Source organism: Bacillus sp. 41-22, assembly GCF_025809295.1.
Lineage (GTDB): Bacteria > Bacillota > Bacilli > Bacillales > Bacillaceae_G > Bacillus_A > Bacillus_A mycoides.
The window spans coordinates 2,410,755-2,432,400 of record NZ_CP084035.1; the positions used below are offsets into that span (position 1 = coordinate 2,410,755).

A 21,646-nucleotide genomic window follows, 5' to 3' on the forward strand; every position below is an offset into this window, starting at 1 on the left:
GTATAAAAACAGGTTTTCAAATAGGATACAGTGTATTGAATTTACTACTTGTTTTCAGTATTGAAAATTTGAAAGGAATGATGATTTTGAAAAACAAGAGGATGTTAAAAATAGGTTTATGTGTTGGTATATTAGGTTTAAGTCTTACAAGCCTAGAAGCTTTTACAGGAGGGGCATTGCAAGTTGAAGCGAAAGAAAAGACCGGACCAGTTAAACATAAAAATCATGCGACGTATAAAGAATTCTCTCAACTTGAGAAAAAATTTGATGCTCGATTAGGTGTATATGCTATTGATACTGGTACAAATCGAACAATTGCTTATCGACCTAACGAAAGATTTGCCTTTGCATCAACCTACAAGGCATTAGCGGCAGGAGTATTGCTACAGCAAAACTCAACTGAGAAATTAAATGAAGTTATCACTTATACGAAAGACGACTTGGTGGAATATTCACCCATTACAGAGAAACATGTAGATACAGGCATGAAACTTGGGGGAATTGCAGAGGCGGCTGTTCGTTCCAGTGATAATACCGCCGGGAACATTTTATTTAATAAAATAGGCGGACCTAAAGGATATGAAAAAGCACTTAGACAGATGGGTGATCGGGTTACTATGGCTGATCGCTTTGAGCCAGAGTTAAACGAAGCTACTCCAGGAGACATTCGTGACACTAGTACAGCGAAAGCCATTGCTACCAATCTTAAGGCTTTTACGGTCGGAAATGCACTTCCAGCTGATAAACGTAAAATTCTTACAGAGTGGATGAAAGGAAATGCTACAGGAGACAAACTTATTCGTGCAGGCGTACCAACTGACTGGGTAGTTGGAGATAAATCAGGAGCTGGAAGTTATGGGACACGAAATGATATTGCTATCGTTTGGCCACCGAACAGGGCACCTATTATCATTGCAATCTTATCTAGTAAAGATGAGAAAGAAGCTACCTATGATAATAAATTAATTGCAGATGCAGCTGAAGTTATAGTTAAGGCTCTTAAATGATAATTTCTCAATTCTTTATGTAATGTAATTGAAAATAGGAACCTAGAAAGCGATTCTTTTTACTGTGAAAAGAATCGCTTTTTTGTATTCCTATAATGAATAGTAAGTATATAAGCGAAAATTATTATTTCATGGACAATTTATCCCCTAAAGTGCATGAGGGAAATTTTCTCCTGTGGTGTTCGTAGCAATATGATTATTATGTATACGATAATAATATTTTGGAGTAGTTAAGCTAGATACTCCTATATGGATATGTAATTTTACATATCCATATAAAAGACACATATGTGTTAATCACTATTAAATTATATTGAAATCATTTTTAAGTAAGGGATTCATATAGATTTAAGGGAATCAAAGAATTTTTATGTTTAATTATCATAGTATAATTATTTCACTTTATGAAATGAAATTTGTATTTAACTTTTTTAAATATAATATTTTTAAATTCGAATAATAAATATCTGGAAAATTAAATTTAATCAATGTGATTTTCAGGTTTACTTATGAAAAACATAGTGTTTAAAATGAGGGGGAAGTAAGGTCCTTATATTCTATCAAAAATAAATAAAAAACGAGATACGATTACTCTATCGAAAAAATTTCTATCCTCAAGTGTGTGTGATGAAATCCTAACGTTAGGTTGTACAAAATTTACGATTAAAACTGTAAAAAACAATAGTGAAGAGGTGTACGGAATGAAGAATAAAATTATGACAGGATTTTTAATAACATCAATCGTTACTGGAGCGACTATTCCTATCAATACTCTCGCAATGCCAATCGTTCAGGCAGAAACGAAACAAGATAATATAGATATTTCCTCAGCATTACGAAAAATAGGTGCACACTCCAAATTAACACAAACCTTTATAGATGGAGCCTTAGCAAGTCCGAATGTGCAACTTGAAGAAGTTCCATCTTTAAATACAACTCAATTTCTAATTAAACAAGATATGAAAGAGTGGTCATCAGAACTATATCCAAAATTAATTCTACTAAATTCAAAAAGTAAAGGATTTGCAACCAAATTTAATAGCTATTATCCAACATTAAAAGGATTTGTAGATAATAAGGAAGATAAAGAAGGGTTTATAGATAGACTGGAAGTTCTTCAAGATATGACTATAACAAACAAAGAAAACGTGCAACGTCAGATTAATGAGTTAACAGATCTTAAACTACAGGTAGATAAGAAACTGAAAAATCTTGATACAGATGTGGTAAAAGCACAGAGTGTACTTAGTTCAGAGGGAACAGGAAAAATAGACAAGTTAAAAAATGAAATGCTAAATACAAAAAAATCAATTCAAAATGATTTAGAGCAAATAGCATTATTACCAGGAGCTTTAAATGAACAAGGGCTAAAGGTATTCCAAGAGATTTATAGCCTATCAAAAGATATCATTGAACCGGCTGCTCAAACAGCGGTAGTAGCGTATAACAAAGGAAAAGAAATAAATAATACTATTGTAGAAGCAGAGAAGAAAGCAGAGCAGGAAGCAACAGAAAAGGGAAAATCAGCTATAGAAATTGAAGCTGCCAAAAAAGAAGCACGTGAAGCGATAGAGAAAAGTAAAAAAGGTGAAATTGCTGCAGCTGCAGTTACAAAAACGAAAGAGTATGATCTTATGAAAGTGATTGATCCTGAAAAAATTAAAAAAACATATAGTACCTTTGCCGAAATTAATAAACTAACAGCAGAGCAAAGAGTATATTTAAATGATTTAGAGAAACAAAATCAGAAATTATATGACTTAACAACTAAATTAACAGTAGCAGATTTACAAAAATCAATGATTCTTTTCATGCAAAATGATTTGCATACATTTGCTAATCAAGTAGATGGAGAAATTGAGCTAATGAAACGTTATAAAGAGGATTTGAATCTAATAAATAATAGTATTACAAAATTATTGACTGAAGTTGATACTAGTAACACTCAGTCTCAAAAAGATACATTAAGACGACTAAAAAATGTAACAAATCAACTCGAAGAACAAGTTTATAAATTTTAATATTAAGAATTTAGGTTTAATAAAAAGATAATAACTCAATTGAAAATAAGGAGGAGAATCAAATAATGAAATTTCCATTTAAGGTCATAACTTTGGCCACTTTAGCAACGGTTATAACTGCTACGAATGGTAGTACTATTCACGCACTTGCACAAGAACAGACAGCACAAGAACAGAAAATAGAAAATTATGCGTTAGGACCTGAAGGGTTAAAGAAAGTGTTGGCTGAAACAGGCTCTCATATTCTTGTAATGGATTTGTACGCAAAAACAATGATTAAGCAACCGAATGTAAATTTATCCAACATTGATTTAGGTTCAGGAGGGGGAGAATTAATCAAAAACATTCACCTGAATCAGGAACTGTCACGAATCAATGCAAATTACTGGCTAGATACAGCGAAGCCAAACATTCAAAAGACAGCACGTAATATTGTAAATTATGATGAACAATTTCAAAATTATTACGACACACTAGTAGATACTGTAAAAAAGAAAGATAAGGCGGGCCTCAAAGAAGGAATAGGGGACTTAATCGGTACAATTCATACAAATTCAAATGAAGTTACGGAAGTTATTAAGATGTTAGAAGCTTTCAAAACAAAGTTGTATACAAATACTGTAGATTTTAAAAATAATGTTGGAGGTCCAGATGGACAAGGGGGATTAACGGCTATATTAGCGGGAAAACAAGCACTATTCCCACAACTTCAGGCCGAAATTGAGAATTTACGTTCTACGCAGAAAGCACATTTTGATAATGTATTAGCCTGGTCAATTGGTGGTGGATTAGGAGCAGCTATTTTAGTTATTGGAACGATTGCAGGAGCGTTAGTAATTGTTGTGACCGGTGGCACAGCGACACCAGCTGTTGTTGGTGGTCTAACAGCTCTAGGGGCAGCTGGTATCGGTTTAGGAACAGCAGCTGGTGTTGAGGCATCTAATCATATGAACTCCTATAATGAAATTTCGAATAAAATTGGAGAATTAAGTATGAAAGCTGATTTAGCTAACCAAGCAGTTATTTCACTTACTAATACAAAAGACACTTTAACATATTTGTATCAAACAGTTGATCAAGCAATTATGTCTCTAACAAGTATTCAGCAACAATGGAATACGATGGGAGCGAATTATAAAGATCTATATGATAATATCGACCAAATGCAAGAACATAAACTTTCTTTAATACCTGATGATTTAAAGGCTGCAAAACAAAGTTGGAATGATATTCATAAGGATGCAGAATTCATTTCAAAAGACATTGCTTTTAAACAAGAAAAAACAAATTAAAAATCAATATATATGTATAGGAGGAATTAAAATGAATAAAAACTTTCCTTATAAACTACTTGCTGTATCGACGTTTTTAACTCTGACAACAACTACTGTAGTTTCTCCAGTGGCAGCCTTCGCAAGTGAAAGTAAAATGGAACAAACTAGTACCGAAGATATATCTCTTTCTGTAAACAGCGAAAAGATGAAAAAAGCTTTGCAAGATGCTGGGGTATTTGCAAAATCCATGAATGATTACTCTTATTTGTTAATTAAAAACCCAGATGTTAACTTTGAAGGCATTGACATTAAAGGATATACAAATCTACCTAGTCAAATTCTACAAGATCAAAAGAATGCAAGAGAGCATGCTACGAAATGGGATTCACACATAAAAAAACAACTTTTAGATACACTGACGGGGATTGTAGAGTATGATACTAAATTCGACAATTATTATGACACATTAGTAGAAGCGATTAATGAAGGGGATGCAGACACATTAAAAGAAGGCATGACAGATTTACAAGGTGAGATTAAACAAAATCAAGCATATACACAGAATTTAATACAAGAACTAGCTAAGTTAAGAGATAGTATTGGAGAAGATGTCCGAGCATTTGCAGGTCATAAAGATATTTTGCATTCGATTCTGAAAAACCAAGCATCTGGAATTGATGAAGATGAAAAGCGCCTAAATGAAGTTTTAGAGCAAGTAAGACATTTTAAACAAGTAGAATCAGATGGAATAATAACTGTATCAATTCCCTCAATTCCTACGTGGATTGCTGGTGGTGTAATGATAGGGGTAGCAAGAAATAATTTAGGTACGTTAGAGCCGTTGTTAGCACAATTACGTCAGACTATAGATTATAAAGTAACATTAAATCGTGTAGTTGGTGTTGCGTATAATAATATTAATGAAATGCACAATGCGATTGGATCGGCTATTAATGCACTTACCTATATGTCTGCACAATGGCATGATTTAGATTCTCAATATTCGGGAGTGCTTAGTCATATTGATAAAGCATCCCAAAAAGCGGATCAAAATAAATTCAAATTCCTAAAACCTAATTTGAATGCAGCGAAAGATAGTTGGAAAACATTGAGAGCGGATGCGTTTACATTAAAAGAAGGGATAAAAACATTAAAAATGGATCCTGTTTCTTCAAAAAAATAGCGGAATACAGTATTTGTTGCAAGGGCATTTATACAGTTATAAAATGATTTTTTGTTCTTTATAAATTGAAAAGACGGAGGTATCATCAGGCCTCTGTCTTTTATTTTATTGAAATATTTTTATAATTCCATCCTATATGTAGAAAGTAGTTATACAAGTTTGAATTTTTAAGGTGAATGATTTTTATGAATTTTTTCATAAAACCTAATCTATAATTAGTGAGCTTTATATTCTTATTTTCCTAATAGAATACTTTTATACAATTAGATGGAAGTTAAGAATACTAAATCAAAACATAATAGGTTGTTATTGATGAGTTTATCGTAAAGTTGTTATTTTATGTGTCATCAAATAACATTTATAAACAATTAGAAATAAAGAAAAGGAGACTATTATGAGAAAAAATAGAGTATTAGATACAACATAAATAGCGTAAAAAATTTTTGGTGTAAAAACGTAATAAATAAAATAATAATCCTTAAATGTACTAAGGGAAAATGAGGGAGATAATATGGGGAATAACTCAAAATATAAAACTAGAAAAATACTTGCAGCTACCGCTACAGTAACTATGCTTACGACTGGAATGGTTTCTTCATCAGATGTCTTTGCAGAGGAAACAAAGCAGCAAAAAAAAATATCGACATCACTGCAAGAGGAAAAGTCAGTTAAATCAGAAAACAGAATATATACAGTCCCAGGAAAAGGGGATGTTGAGGTACTGAAACAACAGGAAAGAAAAAGTATGGCATTTAGTCCATATGAACCCACTGGTTTATATGCAAAGCCAAATGAACAAATAACGATTAATGTAGAAGGAAATCAAAATATTCAAGCATATATTGGAACGTATTCGTATGATGCTTCTTGGAGAGAAGATTCTAAAATAAAATCATTTACATTAAAACCTGGTATAAACACAATCCAATCTCCAAATGGGGGGATGATTTATTTTTATAATAAACAACAAGGTGGTACCATTCGAACAACAGTCACAACAGGTGGAACGACTACTCCTTTTTTTGAACTAGGAAAGCATACGAAACAAGATTTAATAAACATGCTGGACCAATATCCCAATGCACATGCAGTGGAGTTAAAAGGAGAACGTGTATTAATTACGGCCAGCCCTGCACGTGTTAAGAAATATTTGTTAGGTTCTAATACAGATCCTGTACAACTCTTAAAAAAGATGGATGAAGCTACTCGAATTCAAGACAAAGTAGCTGGTTTATCCGAGGAACAAGTAGATAAACATTATATTCATTACGTAGAAGAAAATCATTCTCCCGATTATTATATGTATGCAACTTCTTATCGAACCGCATATGTAGGAGATGCAATCCAATACGTGTTAGATATTAATAAATTTATAAAAGATGGCTGGGGTCCTTGGCATGAGGCAGGGCATTTGAGACAGCAATCACCTTGGAAGTTTTATAATATGACAGAAGTACAAAATAATATTTACAGCCTTTCTGTAGAAAAAGCATTTACATCTAATCAATCTTTTAGATTGCAACAGGAGGGCGCTTATACTAAGGCATTTCAATACTTAGAACAACCTAATAAAAATTATGACGAAGTTAGTGATGTTTTTGTTAAGCTTGTTATGCTTTGGCAACTACAGTTAGCATATGGAGAGGACTTCTATTCTCAATTGCATCAATTGTATAGAGAAATGTCTTCAAGTGAACTTCCACAAACTGATGAAAATAAAAAACAATTATTTATGATTTCGGCATCAAAAGTAGCCAAACAAAATTTGATACCTTTCTTTGAGAAGTGGGGATTACGTCCAAATAACGATACCATTCAAAAAGTGGCTGTATTAGGGTATCCAACTTTAACAGCAGAGATTTGGAAGGGGACGGATTCTAATCCAATTAAACCAGATATACCTAATGTAAATAATATTTTAGAAGGAAACAAGTTTGCATGGTCACTAAAAGGGATTAGTGATTTCGAATTTGCTAAAATCAATTTCAATAAGTCGACAGAAGAAGTGCATATTGACTTAAAAGCAGGCGTACCGCATCATTATTTTAATGAAACATATGCGAGTATTAAAGTGCAAAATGCATCAGGAAAAGTAGTATACAAGAAAGACATTTATGGAAACAAGCAACAAAATGCTGAATCGCAAAAAGTTCCAGTTAAAGTAGGAGATTATATTGAGTTAACACATCTAGAAGGTGTGCATAGAGCTACTTTCACAAATGTAGATAACAGTAAACAAGAAAGCTTTGGAAAAAAAGCAATGTACGAAGTTACAAAAGAAGGCCTGAAGAAAGTAGAAAAAATGCCAGAAGCAACAATTTTAGATGGAAATCAATTTGGCTGGTCACTAAAAGGAATTAGTGATTTCGAGTTTGCTAAAATCAATTTCAATAAGTCGGCAGAAGAAATGCAAGTGGACTTAAAAGCAGGTGTACCGCATCATTATTTTAATGAAACATATGCGAGTATTAAAGTACAAAATGCATCAGGAAAAGTAGTATACAAGAAAGACATCTATGGAAACAAACAACAAAATGCTGAATCGCAAAAAGTTCCAGTTAAAGTAGGGGATTATATTGAGTTAACACATCTAGAAGGTGTGCATAGAGCTACTTTCACAAATGTAGATAATAGTAAACAAGAAAGCTTTGGAAAAAAAGCAATGTACGAAGTTACAAAAGAAGGTCTGAAGAAAGTAGAAAAAATGCCAGAAACAACGGTTTTAGACGGAAATCAATTTGGTTGGTCTTTAAAGGGATATAGTGATAGAGAAATTGCAAAAGTAAATTATAATAGGGTAACAGAGAAAATACAGGTGAATTTAGAAGCAGGCGTACCACATTCTTATTTTAATAATACGTATGCAAGTATCAAAGTACAGAATTCATCCGGTAGTGTTGTGTACAATAAGGAAATAGTGGGAAATAGACAGCAAACTGCTGAAAGACAAACTGTGCCAGTCAAAGTGGGAGATTATATCGAGTTTACCCATATAGAAGGGGAAGCAGTAAAGGAAAAGACACGGGCTACACTTATTAACCTTGAGAATAATAAACAAGAATATATAGGTAAAAAAAGAACCTATCAAGTTACTTCTACGGGATTAAACAAAATAGATTAACATGAAGAACATTCAAATTATTAGTAAGATGCCAAATAGTCGTTCATTATGAACGGCTATTTGGCTTTTATTTATATAAAAGTGAAATATAATCCAATGTTTAATGATTTATCAGAAGTAAAAAGGTAGGTATTATATAAAAGAAAATGAATAATTTATGCAGAGCTTGTATATGGTATTATTATTTGACTATTCTAAAATCGATTGATAAAAACGCTGGAATGTTTTTTAGAAAACAACTGACTCCATAGGTGGAATTTGGAAGATTAATTCTATTTTGGAGTTTATTTTTATAAGGAAATTCACATATGTGGATTAGTATTAAGATTCAAAATGTAAAATATCTAAAGACCTAAGTACAAGCACACATTTTAAATAAAAAAAGTGAGAAGAATGAATAACATTCTTCTCACTTTTAGCAATTAGGGGCGGCATATACATAAATATGCGTTTGAGTGGAATTTTGGATGAAAAATCCACATGCATAGTATACCAAAATATTTAAGGCCCTTCGTATGCAATATTGCATACGAAGAGTAGGTGGATATAATAGTTAACTTACTTCTATTAAAAGTAAAATGTGTTTATATTAAAAAAGTTAAAATCAAATTGAAGCTGGTTAAGATCTTAATTCTTCATAGCTACCTAATTAATCAATTCTAGCTACTGAGTAGGAAAGAGTTAATTAATTTGAAAATGATTTGAGTAGGTAAATTCTCCGTTATACTTAATTACTGCAATATATGTCCCTTTAGTATATACATTTGTAATTGGTGTTCTCCAAATTTCTAACCCTTTAGGCGTAGTAATAAATTCTGGTTCAATTGTAATAAAGCGTTGTAAAGTACCGTCAGGGTGAACCTTGAAAATCTTCATTTTGGCACCAAAATGCGCTCTACCAAAACGTTGAGTTAAGTAGAAAGTATCTCCTGTTATGAGGTGTTCAATATTCCAGTCGGGTTGGTATGTACTATTTTCAGCTCCCTATAAATCAAAGGCTACGGGAAATATGGTAATAGCAATTCTCACATTATTGAGGGACTGGAAAAACAACAAAGACGTTCTCAAATGCATGTATAGATATTTATAACAAAGATTCAAAAAAGAATAGGTAATATAGCTATTGGAATAAGATTGTTTTTGTCTATCTCCTGAAAAGGAGGATGGACAAACCATACCAAAGAAACTTGCATTTCATTATCTATAGAAGTGTAATGTCATTAAAGTGAGATAGGATACAGGCTAATATTGAGAAATGTAAAGTTTGTAGAGTTTGAAACAAATTAAAGAAGTAACATAAGGGATTTACGCATATAGTAATGTCGACGGATAAAGTTAACAGAATATTCGTTTTAATAAGATAAAATAATAGTATTTTTATCTTATAATATTGTTACTACGATGAAATAAGGCTAATAATTAGTTAACTTAAAAATTAAATTCAGATAGGAAGAGGATAATGAAGACCAGAGATAATTATAAAATTATTGTGATTGGCGCTGGGACTGCAGGACTATCTTCTACTGCACATTTGTTGCGAAATGTATCCCTATTGAAAGAAAGTATAGCTATTATCGATTCATCTAAAAAACATTACTTCCAACCACTATGGAGTTTAGTTGGGGGAGGAATTGTTTCAAAGGAATGTACGATGCGTGATCAAGAATCACTTATTCCAAAAGGAGCAACGTGGATTCCTAAAAGTGTTGTTAAGTTGTTTCCAGATCAAAATAAGATACTTTTAGATGATGGAATGCTACTTGAATATGAGATTCTTATTGTAGCAGCCGGTATACAAATAAATTGGGGTGGTATTAAAGGCTTAAAGGAGTCTATTGGGACTAATGGGGTTTGTAGCAATTATTCTTATAAATATGTTGATTCTACTTGGAGAGAAATTGAAAAATTCAAAGGAGGAAATGCGATTTTTACCCACCCCAATACTCCTATTAAATGTGGTGGCGCCCCACAAAAAATTATGTATTTAGCAGAAGAGTATTTTTGTAATGGCGGTTTGAAAAACAGAAGTGAAGTAATGTTTTATTCTGCGAACGCTAACATATTTCAGGTACCGCGTTATGCTGAAACATTAGAACAAGTACTAGAAAGAAAGCAAATTATAACGAACTATAATAAAAACTTAGTAGAAATTATCGCTGAAAAGAGAGAAGCAATTTTTGAAGATACGCAAACACTGAAACGAGAAACAGTACCATATAGTATGATACATGTTGTTCCACCAATGGGGCCACCTAACTTTATTAAAGAAAGTGAGATAAGTGATCATCAGGGGTGGGTAGATATAAGTCCTTATACTTTGCAGCATGTAAAATATAAGAATATTTTTGGACTTGGAGATTGTACCAATTTACCTACATCTAAAACTGGAGCGGCAATTCGAAAACAAATACCTGTCTTAAAACAAAATATTTTGGACGTACTTAATGGAAGAGACTTGCAGGCTAATTATGATGGGTATACATCCTGTCCGATTGTTACAGGATATAAAAGTCTTATACTCGCTGAATTTAACTATGAACATGAGCCTCAAGAAACGTTTCCGTTTAATCAAGCGAAAGAACGGTATAGTATGTTTTTACTTAAAAGGTATATGTTGCCCTATATGTATTGGAATTTAATGTTGAAAGGGATTCTATAAGGAAAGATAGAGAGTTGTTGTAACAACCGAGAAGTAATTTGAAATAAGCATTTGGAGGGAATAGCTATGCTTTTAAAATATTTTTATGATGAAAAATTAGCTCATGCTTCCTATTTAGTTGGTTGTCAGAAGGAAGGCGTAGCAATTGTAATTGATCCAGGTCGGTATATAGAACAATATATAGAATTTGCTAAGAAAGAAGGGATGGAAGTAATTGCTGCGGCTGAGACTCATATTCATGCAGATTTTCTTTCTGGGTCTAGAGAACTTTCCCATCTTTATAATGTAAATTTATATGTATCTGATGAAGGAGATAGTGATTGGAAATATCAATATCTTAACGATGGCCGATACAATTTGGTTAGAGAGGGAACAGAGTTTAAGGTTGGTCATATAAAATTCAATGTCATTCATACCCCAGGGCATACGCCTGAAAGTATTTCCTTTTTAGTAACCGATACAAGTCAAAATAATTATATGAATGATAAGCCGATAGGAATATTCACAGGTGATTTTATATTTGTAGGAGATATAGGTAGACCCGATTTATTAGAAATTGCTGTTGGTATTAAAGATACCGCAAAAATAGGAGCGAAACAATTATTTGATTCTATACAAAAAATAAAAATACTCCCCGATTATTTGCAAATATGGCCATCACATGGTGCAGGAAGTGCATGTGGAAAAGCATTAGGAGCAATTCCAACTTCCACATTAGGTTATGAAAAGATGTTTAATTGGGCGTTTCAATGTAATGATGAAGATAATTTTATATCGAATTTATTGACGGGACAGCCAGAGCCTCCAAAGTATTTTCCATTAATGAAGCATTTAAATAAGTATGGTCCACCAACTCGTAAGAAGAGAGAGATTACTGCTATTTATATAGTAGAAGAACTTCAAGAAGTGATGAGGGGTGTTCAGCAAATAGTTGATATAAGGGATGTAGAGTGTTTTGCTGCTGGCCACATCGAGAAGTCAATTAACATACCTTATAACAATTCTTTCACAACTTGGTGTGGGGGGATATTAGATTATAAAAAAGAAACTTTAATAATTTTAGATGCGGAAAATGTTAAAGTGGAGGAAGTTATTAGAGACTTTGAGTCCATTGGCTTAGATAATATTATTGCTTTTGCACCTTCAAAGGTAATTCAAAGATTCCATAGTTTAGAGATTTATAAGGAAAAAACATCAAATGAATTATATCCGTTAATAAAAGATGGAAGTGTAAAGGTTATCGATGTGCGTAGTAAAAAAGAGTGGGATGAAGGACATCTTCATGATGCAATACATATCACTTTAGGTAATCTACTTGAACGGCTAGATGATGTACCGAAAAATTGTCCAATAGTTTTACAATGTCGAACGGGGTTACGTTCCGCTATAGCAGCTAGCATTTTACAAAAAGCTGATATAAAGAAAGTAGTTAATTTAAAGGGAGGATTTCTTACGTGGAAAAAAGAAGGGCTCCCCTATACAACATGTAATCAAGAAATTTGAAATATATCAAAAGAGTCAAATGAAAGAAAATAGAATCATTTGAAATAATCTAAGGGGATAAATAATAAAATTCAATTGTTATCAGTATGGGATATATAAACTAAAAATGATTTATTAAAGCCGCATTAAACGATAAAATTAAGCACAAATATGCTGATGTGTATCTATTCTATCAAAGTACATAAAACTAAAACTAAGATATTCGAACGAACTCAAAAAGCCGAAACCCCTTAACTTAGGAATTTTGGCTTTGATAATGGTATCTGGCATGTTTACTGCAATAGAGTTATAAGTTCTGAAATTCCTTAAATTAGAAACTTGTACTTGATTACCGTAGTTAAATTGTTGCCCTTTTAAAAGAACTGGTTAGAGAAAAAAGAAAAATCTATTGGTTAGCATTTAACCGAAAGATTTTTCTTTGAATTAGTGTCTTTTATATCATAATTATTGAGGAAGGGAAATTCGACTGAGAAATGCTGTCAAATAAAAGAATAGGCTAATCTAATTTCTAATGGTCCCAGTATCTTTTATTTTGACGTGTGTTTTTACAGTTATTTTAGCCTCTGCTAACGCTTGCAACCAATCTCCTTTTAGTTTTTTCCACTCGTTATATTGAAAAGCTCTAGCATATAACGATAATCCGATAGGATCAATTTTATTCTTTTGTAATTCATACAACATATTTTGTAATTTCTTATTAATTTCTTTTTGAACCTCATTTTCTAAATTATGTATGTTTTTTTTATTATCATAATGCTCCTTAATTAAATGTGCGTTAGTTTTTTCTATTACAGCTACATTAGCGTTTATATCGAAATTAAATACAAACTTTCCTTTTTGAAAATTAACATCTATTTTCCTAGTCGCATTCTGTATTAATATAGAAGTGTTTGGTTTTTGGCTGGATTTTTTAGGTGGAAGCACAAGGTGTAGTATCATCCGGCCTTTATTTTTGGGCTTATTTAAAAGATTGAAAAACTTAACATTTTTTTTAGGGATACGGCTTAAATATTTACCTTGTCGATCTAAAAGTGCAATTCCTACCGTGTCGATTTCATTCTTTGTTTTTTTTATAACTGGAACAGCTTGTGTCATTCCTTCTTCATTTTTTTCTCTCATTAATTGTTGAATCGTGGAAGAAACGGATTGATTATTTTGAATGGAGGATTCGATTACACTACTTATGTAAGATGGTAGTGATGGTTTATCGGGCTTATTAATTGTGAAAATTTCTTCTACAGGTCCATCAACAAGTACTACTTTAGCATTAATGGTAGCGTAAGGATCACGGTAAGAAGAATCAAGCTCCTGCATCCAATTTGCTTCTTGGGCCAATTTTTCCCCAATTAAAATGATTTCAGCTTTTGAGGCTGTCATATAGCCCGTTAACTTCGTATCTATTTTACTGAATCCATTATATACAGTGGATGCTCGCGCCCATTGCTCTATAGTACTTCTTTGCTGTTTATGATGAAAGAGTGGTATGCTTGTGCCCACTTTTATGTCTCCATTAGAAGTTCTATCTAAGGCGATTAACAGGATTAATGAAACCTGTTCAAGAGGGATTCTTTGACTACAACCGATTAAACATACACAACAAGTTACAATCCATATCCATTTTCGAATCAAAGTTGTTTCCTCCTAGTTAACCAAGTGAAAAGAATGCTGTATGCGAAAAAAAAGATTGGTAATAGAATAAAAAAAATGATATTTAAGATATCCATAAGAGAATATATAAACAAATATTGATCCACATCGGGATTTAGAAAAACGAATAAGCCGACTATTAAAAGCATAAAACCAACCAGCACCCAATTGCGAACGGTTTTTTGAAATAAAATGGTCACAGATTCGAAACTGAAAAATAAATACGGATATATTGTAGTGGAAAATACAATCAAATAGTAAGCGATATATAAAATTTCTAATCGTTCTATGAAAGAAAAACGAACTCCTTTTAACAGATGAAATACTGGCCAAATTACGTCTTTTATCCCCTCCGGACTAAAGTATATATAAGAAAGAATAGTCACATATAGATAGAAAAACATGGTTCCAGTATTCGCTATTAGTATTCCTTTTATGGCTTTTTGTTTTTTTTGTAAGAACGGATAAATAAAATATGCAATTTCTAAGCCCGCATAAGGAGTAATGGTTTCTTTTGTTGCCTTTACAATAGGGTATAAGCCATCTTTAAAAATAGGTAGTAGGTGTAAAGGATTGTAGTTACTCTTTAGTGAAAAAAGAAGAAATAGTGGCATCCAAGTAGTGAAGAAGAAAACAAGCATAGAATAACTAGTAAGAGCCCTTAACCCACTCAGGGCTAAAATAATAAAAGGCAATAGTAATAATATGGCGATTTGATAAGCAGGAGTGGAAGGGAATATCCACACTTTTATAATGTCAGTTGCCTTTAATAAAGTATTAAAACCAGCAAAAAATAGATAAAAGGCATATAAAAGAAGAAAAATTGTTCCTAGCCATTTACCAAAGTATGTTTTTAAAATCTGTGAGAAATTTTTGCTAGGACTTTTTTGTAACATTAATACAATAAATACGCCAATTATAGAAGTAACCATCCATCCCAGAATGATAGAAATCCAGCCATCTGTGCCAGCGGTAGTAGCAAGTGGGCTTGGCATAATTAACATACCTGATGCAAGTTGCAGTGAATGGATGAAAACAATAAATTCAAATAAAGTTATGTTTTGAAATTTAAGATTCCCCATGCGAACCACCTTCTTTTTTCTTTTTTTGTTCCGGCTGTCCTGTACTCGAGCGGGTGGTGATCATGGAAATAGGAAATCTTACAAAAGAATCTTTTAACTCTTGGAGACGAAATGGTGCAATTGGCAATCCATATGGTGAACCATAGGAAGTTAATGAAACAAAATGAGCAAATAAGAGCATTAATCCACTAACAATACCTACAATCCCATAAAAATAGGCTAATAACATCATTGGAAAACGAATAAGCCGAATACAACTTGATAAATCATAATTAGAAACAATAAATGATGCAATGGCGGTAATAGATACGATAATAACCATAACGTTACTCACAAGACCAGCTTGAACAGCCGCCTGCCCAATTACAATCCCTCCAACAATTCCAATTGTTTGTCCAATTGGTTGTGGTAAGCGAATACCAGCTTCACGTAGCATTTCTAGTGTGATTTCCATTATAAAAGCTTCCAATAAAGGAGAGAAAGGGACTTTAACTCTTGACGTTGCAATAGAAGTGTATAGATCTAAAGGAATGATTTCAAAGTGAAAAGAGACTATAGCAATATAAATTGCGGGTAAAAAAATAGCTATAATAAATCCTGCAAATCGTAATAAGCGAAAAAATGATGCAATGAGCCAATGTATATTATAATCATCTGGAGTCTGAAAAAATCCAATTAAATTCATTGGGACAATCATCGCACCAGGAGATCTATCAATTAACACTGCTACTTTTCCATCAAGTATATGATTAGAAATGGCATCTGGGCGTTCACTTAAATAAGCCTGTGGAAAAGGAGTCCAATTTTGATCCTTTGTAAAATTAGATAGTTCTCCAATGCTCAATACCGCATCCGTTTTAATTTTACAGATTCTAGTTTCTATTTCTTGGACCACATCTTCGTTTGCTACATCCCCTAAGTAAATTAGATAGACTAAAGAAGTGGCGCGTTCTCCAATTGTCATTTTTTTAATTTTCAATTCAGTAGAAGGAATATATCGACGAATTAAGCCTATGTTTTTTGTGGCATTCTCAATAAACCCATCATGTGAGCCTTTAATAGTAACTTCTGAAATAGGTTCTTGAATCGCTCTTTCTGCCCAGCCTTTTGTATTTATTAGAAGGGACCTCTTTTCTCCTTCCATAAACAGTACACATTGTCCCTCAAGTAATCCTTCTTTAATTTCATTCCACGTATATACTATTTTGGTATGAGTAGCAATAATATTAGAATTAAATATTTGACTGTCTTCATTCACTTCTTGTAATAATGGTGTAACAACATTTCCTTTTAATGCAACACCATCTGTAAGGCCTTCAAAATAATATAGTAAAATATTCGTGTTTGTTTTTAATTGCAAAGGATGTTCAATCAAATCTGCACTAATATCAAAGATGTTATCTAATGTATTTTTAAGTTCTTTTAAGTTACTTGTTTGGATTTTTTTAATGGTTTTATCTGTCTTTGTTTCTAGGGTCTTTTCATTTAAGGACAAAATTGACACCTCTTTAATATATAACGATTAGTTGTAGTTATTATTTTTATATGTTTGAATTTTATTCACTAATTTAAACGGATTGAGATCAAGAATAACTAAAATTGAAGTACTATATTATAAATTCAATAATTGAGAGTAAAAAAGTAGATGTAATTTGTGTAGAAATCTAAGTATCAAGATAGAAGTGAAATTTGAATGATTATAATAAAAAAGAACCCTTGATAGGTTCTTTTTAATAGTTGGTAAATATGTTGTCAACAATAGATGGCGATAAAGGTAGTAATTTAGATGTCTTTATGTTACTCAGCTGAATTTTGTAGGAAGAATTATTTTTTCATACCTCAATGCTCAATAAAAAAGGACATTTCATTTATTTGGGTGTTTTAGTGTATTTGAATTTTGCACGCTAACAAATTTTGTTTAGGGACAAAATGTGAAGTTTTATTCTGAAATAACAGAAAGTTAATGCGGCAAAATTCCTATTGGTAATTTGGATAGGTATCAAATATTTCTTTGGCCTTATTTTCTTGATATGACCGTACGTTTATATGTTTCTAAGGGAAAGAAATATTTTCATTTTTATTACCATCTATTGTTTGATTAAGATGGTAACACGAAAATGAAACGTTTACAACCAGAAAATAAAGAAAAAATATTAAAATGCGACTTTTTTCGACAAATATTCCTATAAACCGTTTTGTGTTTTGTAGGAATTAGAAATAACTAAATTAGTAATAATAGCTTAATATATTAAAGTGAAATTCAATGAATAAGAGTCCAAAGGCATGAATTTAAATGATAAAGTTATAATTTTCTTTTTTGAACTGTAAGTGTTTTACAAGTATAGTTAAACTTTAATCCAACTAGCATTTCTTCCTTTTGTCACTAGCTTAATATGGCCAAACAATTGCAAGGAATTTAAAGCCTTACTGATTGTACTCTCTGCTATGTCGGGATATGTGTTACGAATACACTCCTTAGTAAAGGGTTGTTTTTGTTTAAGGATAAAATCCTGAATTCTCTCCACTTTAGTATGCTTACATATAGAATCTAGAACTGTATTATGAAGATCTTTGTACGCCTCTAATATAATAGTTAAAAACGTTTTTAACCAAAAGCTACTATTATGTTCCTCGCAGTACCAATTTACCGAAGATTTATAAATCGAATTGTAATATTCAGATTCATTTTTCTTAATGTATTTATCCAGACATACATATTTTACAAATGTATTTCCACTCTTAATTAATAGCAATTGCATTAACATAAGTGCCAATCTGCCGTTACCCTGATTAAAAGGGACTATGCAATAAAAATTAAATATAAAACGAGCTATTAATAAAAGTGAATGATGGCCCTTACTAGAATTTAATGAGTTATATTGATCACATAATTGTTCCATTACTTGTGGAATAAGCTCATGTGGAAGAATGCGGTAACTATTTAAGTGCATTCCGTTTTCAGGAATACCTGGAATAGTAAACGGTTTTTCGCGCCATTTGGCACTGTCAGAGGTAATGTAATGTATTAATTGAAAATGTAATTCCTGTATAGTCTCTGGATTGATTAATAAATCATAGGAATTCTTATGTATAAAAGTAAGTGTTTGATAAAAACAAAAGATAGCATCTTCCGAAATATTTTGAGGTACTATATCATCTAAAATAAGTTCTTTTAATCTTTTATTTGGGACTTTTATATCTTCATAGGTAGTAGTAAAGTTTTTTATGTAATGAAGTGGTATGGTTTTTTCTAAGCTAGTAAATATATCAGGATTTTGTTCCTGATAAGCAGCTAATTTTCCTTTTAATTCACTAATTTCACTGATTATATTTAATAGTCTCCTTTTTAATTCAATATTTTTATACTTGTCATCGAAAAAATTTCTCATTTTTATTCCCCCTGTAACCCCTTAACATGCTGTTACATAAATCTTTCCATTCTAAAGATAGTTTACAACATTATTTTGAAATAACAATATATTTATTTTGATTTTGAACTTATTTTAGAATCAAAATTGTTATTTAAATTTGATTAAAGAGTTAGAACTTATGATTAATCATGTTTGAATAAAGAATGAATATACACAGATAGAAAATATAGTTTGACTTAAATTCCTTTTTATGAATTTACGAGATGAAAATATAATTTTAGAATTATTCTTAGTGTAGTTTGCTGTATTATTGCTGGGAATTTACTAGAAAGTAACTAATTTTCACAAATAAAATAAAGAAATCTTAAAGAGGAATCAATAGGATCTAATTTGAATAGGCATAATCCTAACACTAAATGTGCAAATGTACAATAATTAAATGAAAAAAATATGAAAATATCGACTTTTTTCGACAAAATAAATTAAATAGAAAAACAATCTAATGTAAGAAAATTGTTGCTTTAGATGGTCTCTGCATTTCATAAATTAATATTGAAGGAATTATCAAATGATTTTTACGAGTAATAAAAGAGTAGATATATAAATTAAATTGTGACAATTATAAAGTTAGTATTCTCCATTTTCATTATTTAATTTAACAAATTTAATAATATTAAGGTGACTTTTCTATATTTAATATAAGTATTTGATGGGGTATGCTCATAAAAAGTGTCATTTTCTATATATCCATGTAGCATTTAGCGCTTGTATTGCGAAATATTTTGACATAAGTTAATTTAAATATTAGGTACAGAAACATTTTAAGGAAAAGAGTCAGTATAAAAGTACCCTGAAAAACGTTTCACCCTAAAAACGTTTTTCCTCAAGAGATTTTCAGGAGCACTAAAGTTTTTTAATTTGTTTCTGTGCCTTATTAGATAAAAATAATATAATAAGTTGTTTAGAAAAGGTGAAAAAATTTTCGAACTCATATCACTAACTCCGTATGGTCTAGTTAAAGTAGGAATTTAAAGAAAAGGGCTAGCTCTAGTTATAATTAGTGCAGTTAATAGGGGGGCTACTCAAATTTTTTTGTTAGATTTAGTAATAATAATTATAAACGAGTTAATTCAGTATAAAAAATGTAATGTTACACAATTGACGAAGCTTTTAAAAATTCCACAATCCACTGTTTCCCAACATTTATCGAAAATGAGGGGGAAGGTGCTAAAGGCTGAAAAAAAGGGTTTAGAGATGTACTATTATATTACTAATCTAAAGGCGAGTCAGATTGTTGGTATTTTAGGTTTGTAAATAAACAAAACTTCACATATTTCATTATAAGTAAAACGCAGAATAATCCCCCACAAATACGTGGGGGATTTCTTTTATGAAAATAATATCAGTCTTTTTGAGGAGTGACACGATGGTCACCATGAACACTATAAGAAGGGCAAGAATGTCACCATGTTCTAATGTGCTAATAAAAGAAAAATTTTGAAAGTGCTAAAACGCTTCATATTTCTCAATATAATTTATGTCGCAAAAAGCTTTTAATTTCATCAAAAGCTAAGTGACGATGACCAGCCTGACAATGTTGTTCACCACCAGTTTTCTTAGTGAAAACTACAGAAGTGATGGAGGCTGCATTACATAGCTCCGATTCGATTTGCGGTAATCGGCTAATTGGAACGTACTGATCGTCTTCACCAGCCAGGAGCAATACTTCTTGATTTATGAACTGACCGATTCCTGCCATCGTATGTTTTTCAAAGTTTTTAAGTAAGTTAAATGGCGTTTTTTCACCTGTATTTTCCATACCTTTTTTAACTTTCCAGTTCAGGTCGATGCTGGTGGCCATCATTTGTTTAAACATGGTATTAATTTTGTCAGCTTCATTAGTAGCCAGAAGCGTGGTCAATTTATTCCAGATATTATCCGGCATGCGCATCTTGAGTGCATCAAGGCCACTATAAAAAATATTAAAGGCGATGACTTTGTCGATTCGTTTTTCAAAAGCGGCGGCACGCATTGCCAAGTAGCCGCCCCAAGAAGCTCCGAGAATACTAACACGGTCAAGTTTGAAATAGTCAATGACTGTGGAAACGGGCTTCTCCCAGTTGTGGATGAATTTTAAGCCGTTTTTCAGTGCTGTTCCTTGTCCAGGTCCATCAAAAACTATAATATTATAATTGATTCCTATGAGGTAGTTCATCATCTTCATCATTTCCTCCATGTAGGAATCGTAGCCTCCAAAGAAAAGTAGTGTATTACATGCGCCTGGTGTCATGAATTTGATTGCAGGAAGATAGGAATCCTCATAAGGAATTTGATAGGTTTCATACTCAAAGTCATGAAAACCCTTATAAAAGGTTTCACGGTATTTTTGGTACACTTTTTCTTTTTTTGGATCGGATGATTCCATATAAAACTCGGCAGCCTGATAATAAACCGAAGCTAGATCGAAGTCTTTCTGATGCTCCCGCATTGCTGCATATTCTATCCAAGTGTTATACCAGCTGTCCGTGTCTGTAAGTCTTGGGATGATGGCTTGCAAATCCTGATTTGCCCGCTCATCGTCTTGATAGAAATCGTTGAAAAAACGGTTAATTTGCAAATTGAACTGTTCGTTGTTTACATACTGTTTAAACATAAAATTCCTCCTTATATTTGACTACAAGGTAAGGATAAGAGAAGTATATTAAAGAAACAACAAGCAGGAAAGGGTAAGAAGTACGAAATCGAACCATAAGGATATAAATGGTTTGATAAGCAACT

Annotated in this window: 14 protein-coding genes and 1 pseudogene; 8 read left to right on the forward strand and 7 right to left on the reverse strand. The window is 32.0% G+C overall.

The genetic code is table 11. The annotated features are described in order from the left end of the window. Nucleotides 1-80 precede the first annotated feature (80 nt). Nucleotides 81-1,007, forward strand: a complete 927-nt coding sequence (gene bla, locus LCF45_RS12295; RefSeq protein ID WP_412838328.1) for a class A beta-lactamase Bla1 — start codon at nucleotides 81-83, stop codon at nucleotides 1,005-1,007. 7 nt (nucleotides 1,008-1,014) lie between these two features. On the opposite strand, the pseudogene LCF45_RS27150 reads toward bla, so the two are convergent. Continuing rightward, nucleotides 1,015-1,101 (reverse strand): annotated as a pseudogene (locus LCF45_RS27150) (undecaprenyl-diphosphatase); the annotation flags it as partial. Between the two features lie 607 nt (nucleotides 1,102-1,708). Between LCF45_RS27150 and LCF45_RS12300 the strand changes: the two are divergent. From LCF45_RS12300 to LCF45_RS12315, 4 genes are all read left to right on the forward strand, one after another. Further along, complete coding sequence (locus tag LCF45_RS12300) at nucleotides 1,709-3,028, forward strand: hemolysin BL lytic component L2 (protein WP_002127466.1); 1,320 nt, start codon at nucleotides 1,709-1,711, stop codon at nucleotides 3,026-3,028. 62 nt (nucleotides 3,029-3,090) lie between these two features. Then, entirely contained in the window at nucleotides 3,091-4,320 is a 1,230-nt protein-coding gene (locus tag LCF45_RS12305; RefSeq protein WP_158080586.1) for a hemolysin BL lytic component L1, read from the forward strand. Nucleotides 4,321-4,351: 31 nt separating this feature from the next. Continuing rightward, nucleotides 4,352-5,485 carry a hemolysin BL binding component B gene (locus tag LCF45_RS12310; protein ID WP_002016983.1) on the forward strand — a complete coding sequence of 378 codons (1,134 nt, stop codon included), beginning with the start codon at nucleotides 4,352-4,354 and terminating at the stop codon, nucleotides 5,483-5,485. Nucleotides 5,486-5,996: 511 nt separating this feature from the next. After that, nucleotides 5,997-8,606: a putative mucin/carbohydrate-binding domain-containing protein gene (locus LCF45_RS12315; protein WP_078206834.1), complete on the forward strand. Its 2,610-nt coding sequence runs from the start codon at nucleotides 5,997-5,999 to the stop codon at nucleotides 8,604-8,606. Nucleotides 8,607-9,287: 681 nt separating this feature from the next. On the opposite strand, the gene LCF45_RS12320 is transcribed toward LCF45_RS12315, so the two are convergent. Further along, on the reverse strand, nucleotides 9,288-9,554 hold the full coding sequence (locus LCF45_RS12320; RefSeq protein WP_087944691.1) for a DUF5065 family protein: 267 nt from the start codon (nucleotides 9,552-9,554) through the stop codon (nucleotides 9,288-9,290). A gap of 511 nt (nucleotides 9,555-10,065) precedes the next feature. Between LCF45_RS12320 and LCF45_RS12325 the strand changes: the two genes are divergently transcribed. Continuing rightward, nucleotides 10,066-11,265, forward strand: coding sequence for an NAD(P)/FAD-dependent oxidoreductase (locus tag LCF45_RS12325; protein ID WP_016120229.1), 1,200 nt, complete (start codon nucleotides 10,066-10,068; stop codon nucleotides 11,263-11,265). Between the two features lie 66 nt (nucleotides 11,266-11,331). After that, nucleotides 11,332-12,768 (forward strand): MBL fold metallo-hydrolase, encoded by a 1,437-nt coding sequence (locus LCF45_RS12330; protein WP_078204200.1) that lies wholly within the window; start codon nucleotides 11,332-11,334, stop codon nucleotides 12,766-12,768. Nucleotides 12,769-13,269: 501 nt separating this feature from the next. Here LCF45_RS12330 and LCF45_RS12335 read toward each other — a convergent pair. The 4 genes from LCF45_RS12335 to LCF45_RS12350 all read right to left on the reverse strand — a co-directional run bounded on the left by LCF45_RS12335 (nucleotide 13,270) and on the right by LCF45_RS12350 (nucleotide 18,886). Next, nucleotides 13,270-14,397: a Ger(x)C family spore germination protein gene (locus LCF45_RS12335; protein ID WP_078204201.1), complete on the reverse strand. Its 1,128-nt coding sequence runs from the start codon at nucleotides 14,395-14,397 to the stop codon at nucleotides 13,270-13,272. After that, on the reverse strand, nucleotides 14,394-15,497 hold the full coding sequence (locus tag LCF45_RS12340; protein WP_078206833.1) for a GerAB/ArcD/ProY family transporter: 1,104 nt from the start codon (nucleotides 15,495-15,497) through the stop codon (nucleotides 14,394-14,396). The genes LCF45_RS12335 and LCF45_RS12340 overlap by 4 nt, the downstream gene beginning before the upstream one ends. Further along, nucleotides 15,484-16,992 carry a spore germination protein gene (locus LCF45_RS12345; protein ID WP_263894856.1) on the reverse strand — a complete coding sequence of 503 codons (1,509 nt, stop codon included), beginning with the start codon at nucleotides 16,990-16,992 and terminating at the stop codon, nucleotides 15,484-15,486. Before LCF45_RS12345 ends, LCF45_RS12340 begins: the two co-directional genes overlap by 14 nt. Before the next feature lie 850 nt (nucleotides 16,993-17,842). Continuing rightward, the gene (locus tag LCF45_RS12350; RefSeq protein WP_199627182.1) at nucleotides 17,843-18,886 is read right to left on the reverse strand and encodes a Fic family protein; all 1,044 of its coding nucleotides are present in this window, start codon (nucleotides 18,884-18,886) and stop codon (nucleotides 17,843-17,845) included. 1,068 nt (nucleotides 18,887-19,954) lie between these two features. Between LCF45_RS12350 and LCF45_RS12355 the strand changes: the two genes are divergently transcribed. Beyond that, a complete protein-coding gene (locus tag LCF45_RS12355) occupies nucleotides 19,955-20,182 on the forward strand; it encodes a helix-turn-helix domain-containing protein (RefSeq protein WP_373688956.1) in 228 nt (75 codons plus the stop codon). Between the two features lie 211 nt (nucleotides 20,183-20,393). Here the strand turns inward: LCF45_RS12355 and LCF45_RS12360 are convergent, their stop codons facing one another. Beyond that, nucleotides 20,394-21,521 carry an alpha/beta fold hydrolase gene (locus LCF45_RS12360; protein WP_078203951.1) on the reverse strand — a complete coding sequence of 376 codons (1,128 nt, stop codon included), beginning with the start codon at nucleotides 21,519-21,521 and terminating at the stop codon, nucleotides 20,394-20,396. Nucleotides 21,522-21,646 lie beyond the last annotated feature (125 nt).

Bases quoted from the DNA above. Each gene is read 5' to 3' on its own strand.
- bla (WP_412838328.1), top strand. From the start codon at position 81: ATGATTTTGAAAAACAAGAGGATGTTAAAAATAGGTTTATGTGTTGGT.
- LCF45_RS12300 (WP_002127466.1), top strand. From the start codon at position 1,709: ATGAAGAATAAAATTATGACAGGATTTTTAATAACATCAATCGTTACT.
- LCF45_RS12310 (WP_002016983.1), top strand. From the start codon at position 4,352: ATGAATAAAAACTTTCCTTATAAACTACTTGCTGTATCGACGTTTTTA.
- LCF45_RS12315 (WP_078206834.1), top strand. From the start codon at position 5,997: ATGGGGAATAACTCAAAATATAAAACTAGAAAAATACTTGCAGCTACC.
- LCF45_RS12325 (WP_016120229.1), top strand. From the start codon at position 10,066: ATGAAGACCAGAGATAATTATAAAATTATTGTGATTGGCGCTGGGACT.
- LCF45_RS12330 (WP_078204200.1), top strand. From the start codon at position 11,332: ATGCTTTTAAAATATTTTTATGATGAAAAATTAGCTCATGCTTCCTAT.
- LCF45_RS12340 (WP_078206833.1), bottom strand. From the start codon at position 15,497: ATGGGGAATCTTAAATTTCAAAACATAACTTTATTTGAATTTATTGTT.
- LCF45_RS12350 (WP_199627182.1), bottom strand. From the start codon at position 18,886: ATGAGAAATTTTTTCGATGACAAGTATAAAAATATTGAATTAAAAAGG.
- LCF45_RS12360 (WP_078203951.1), bottom strand. From the start codon at position 21,521: ATGTTTAAACAGTATGTAAACAACGAACAGTTCAATTTGCAAATTAAC.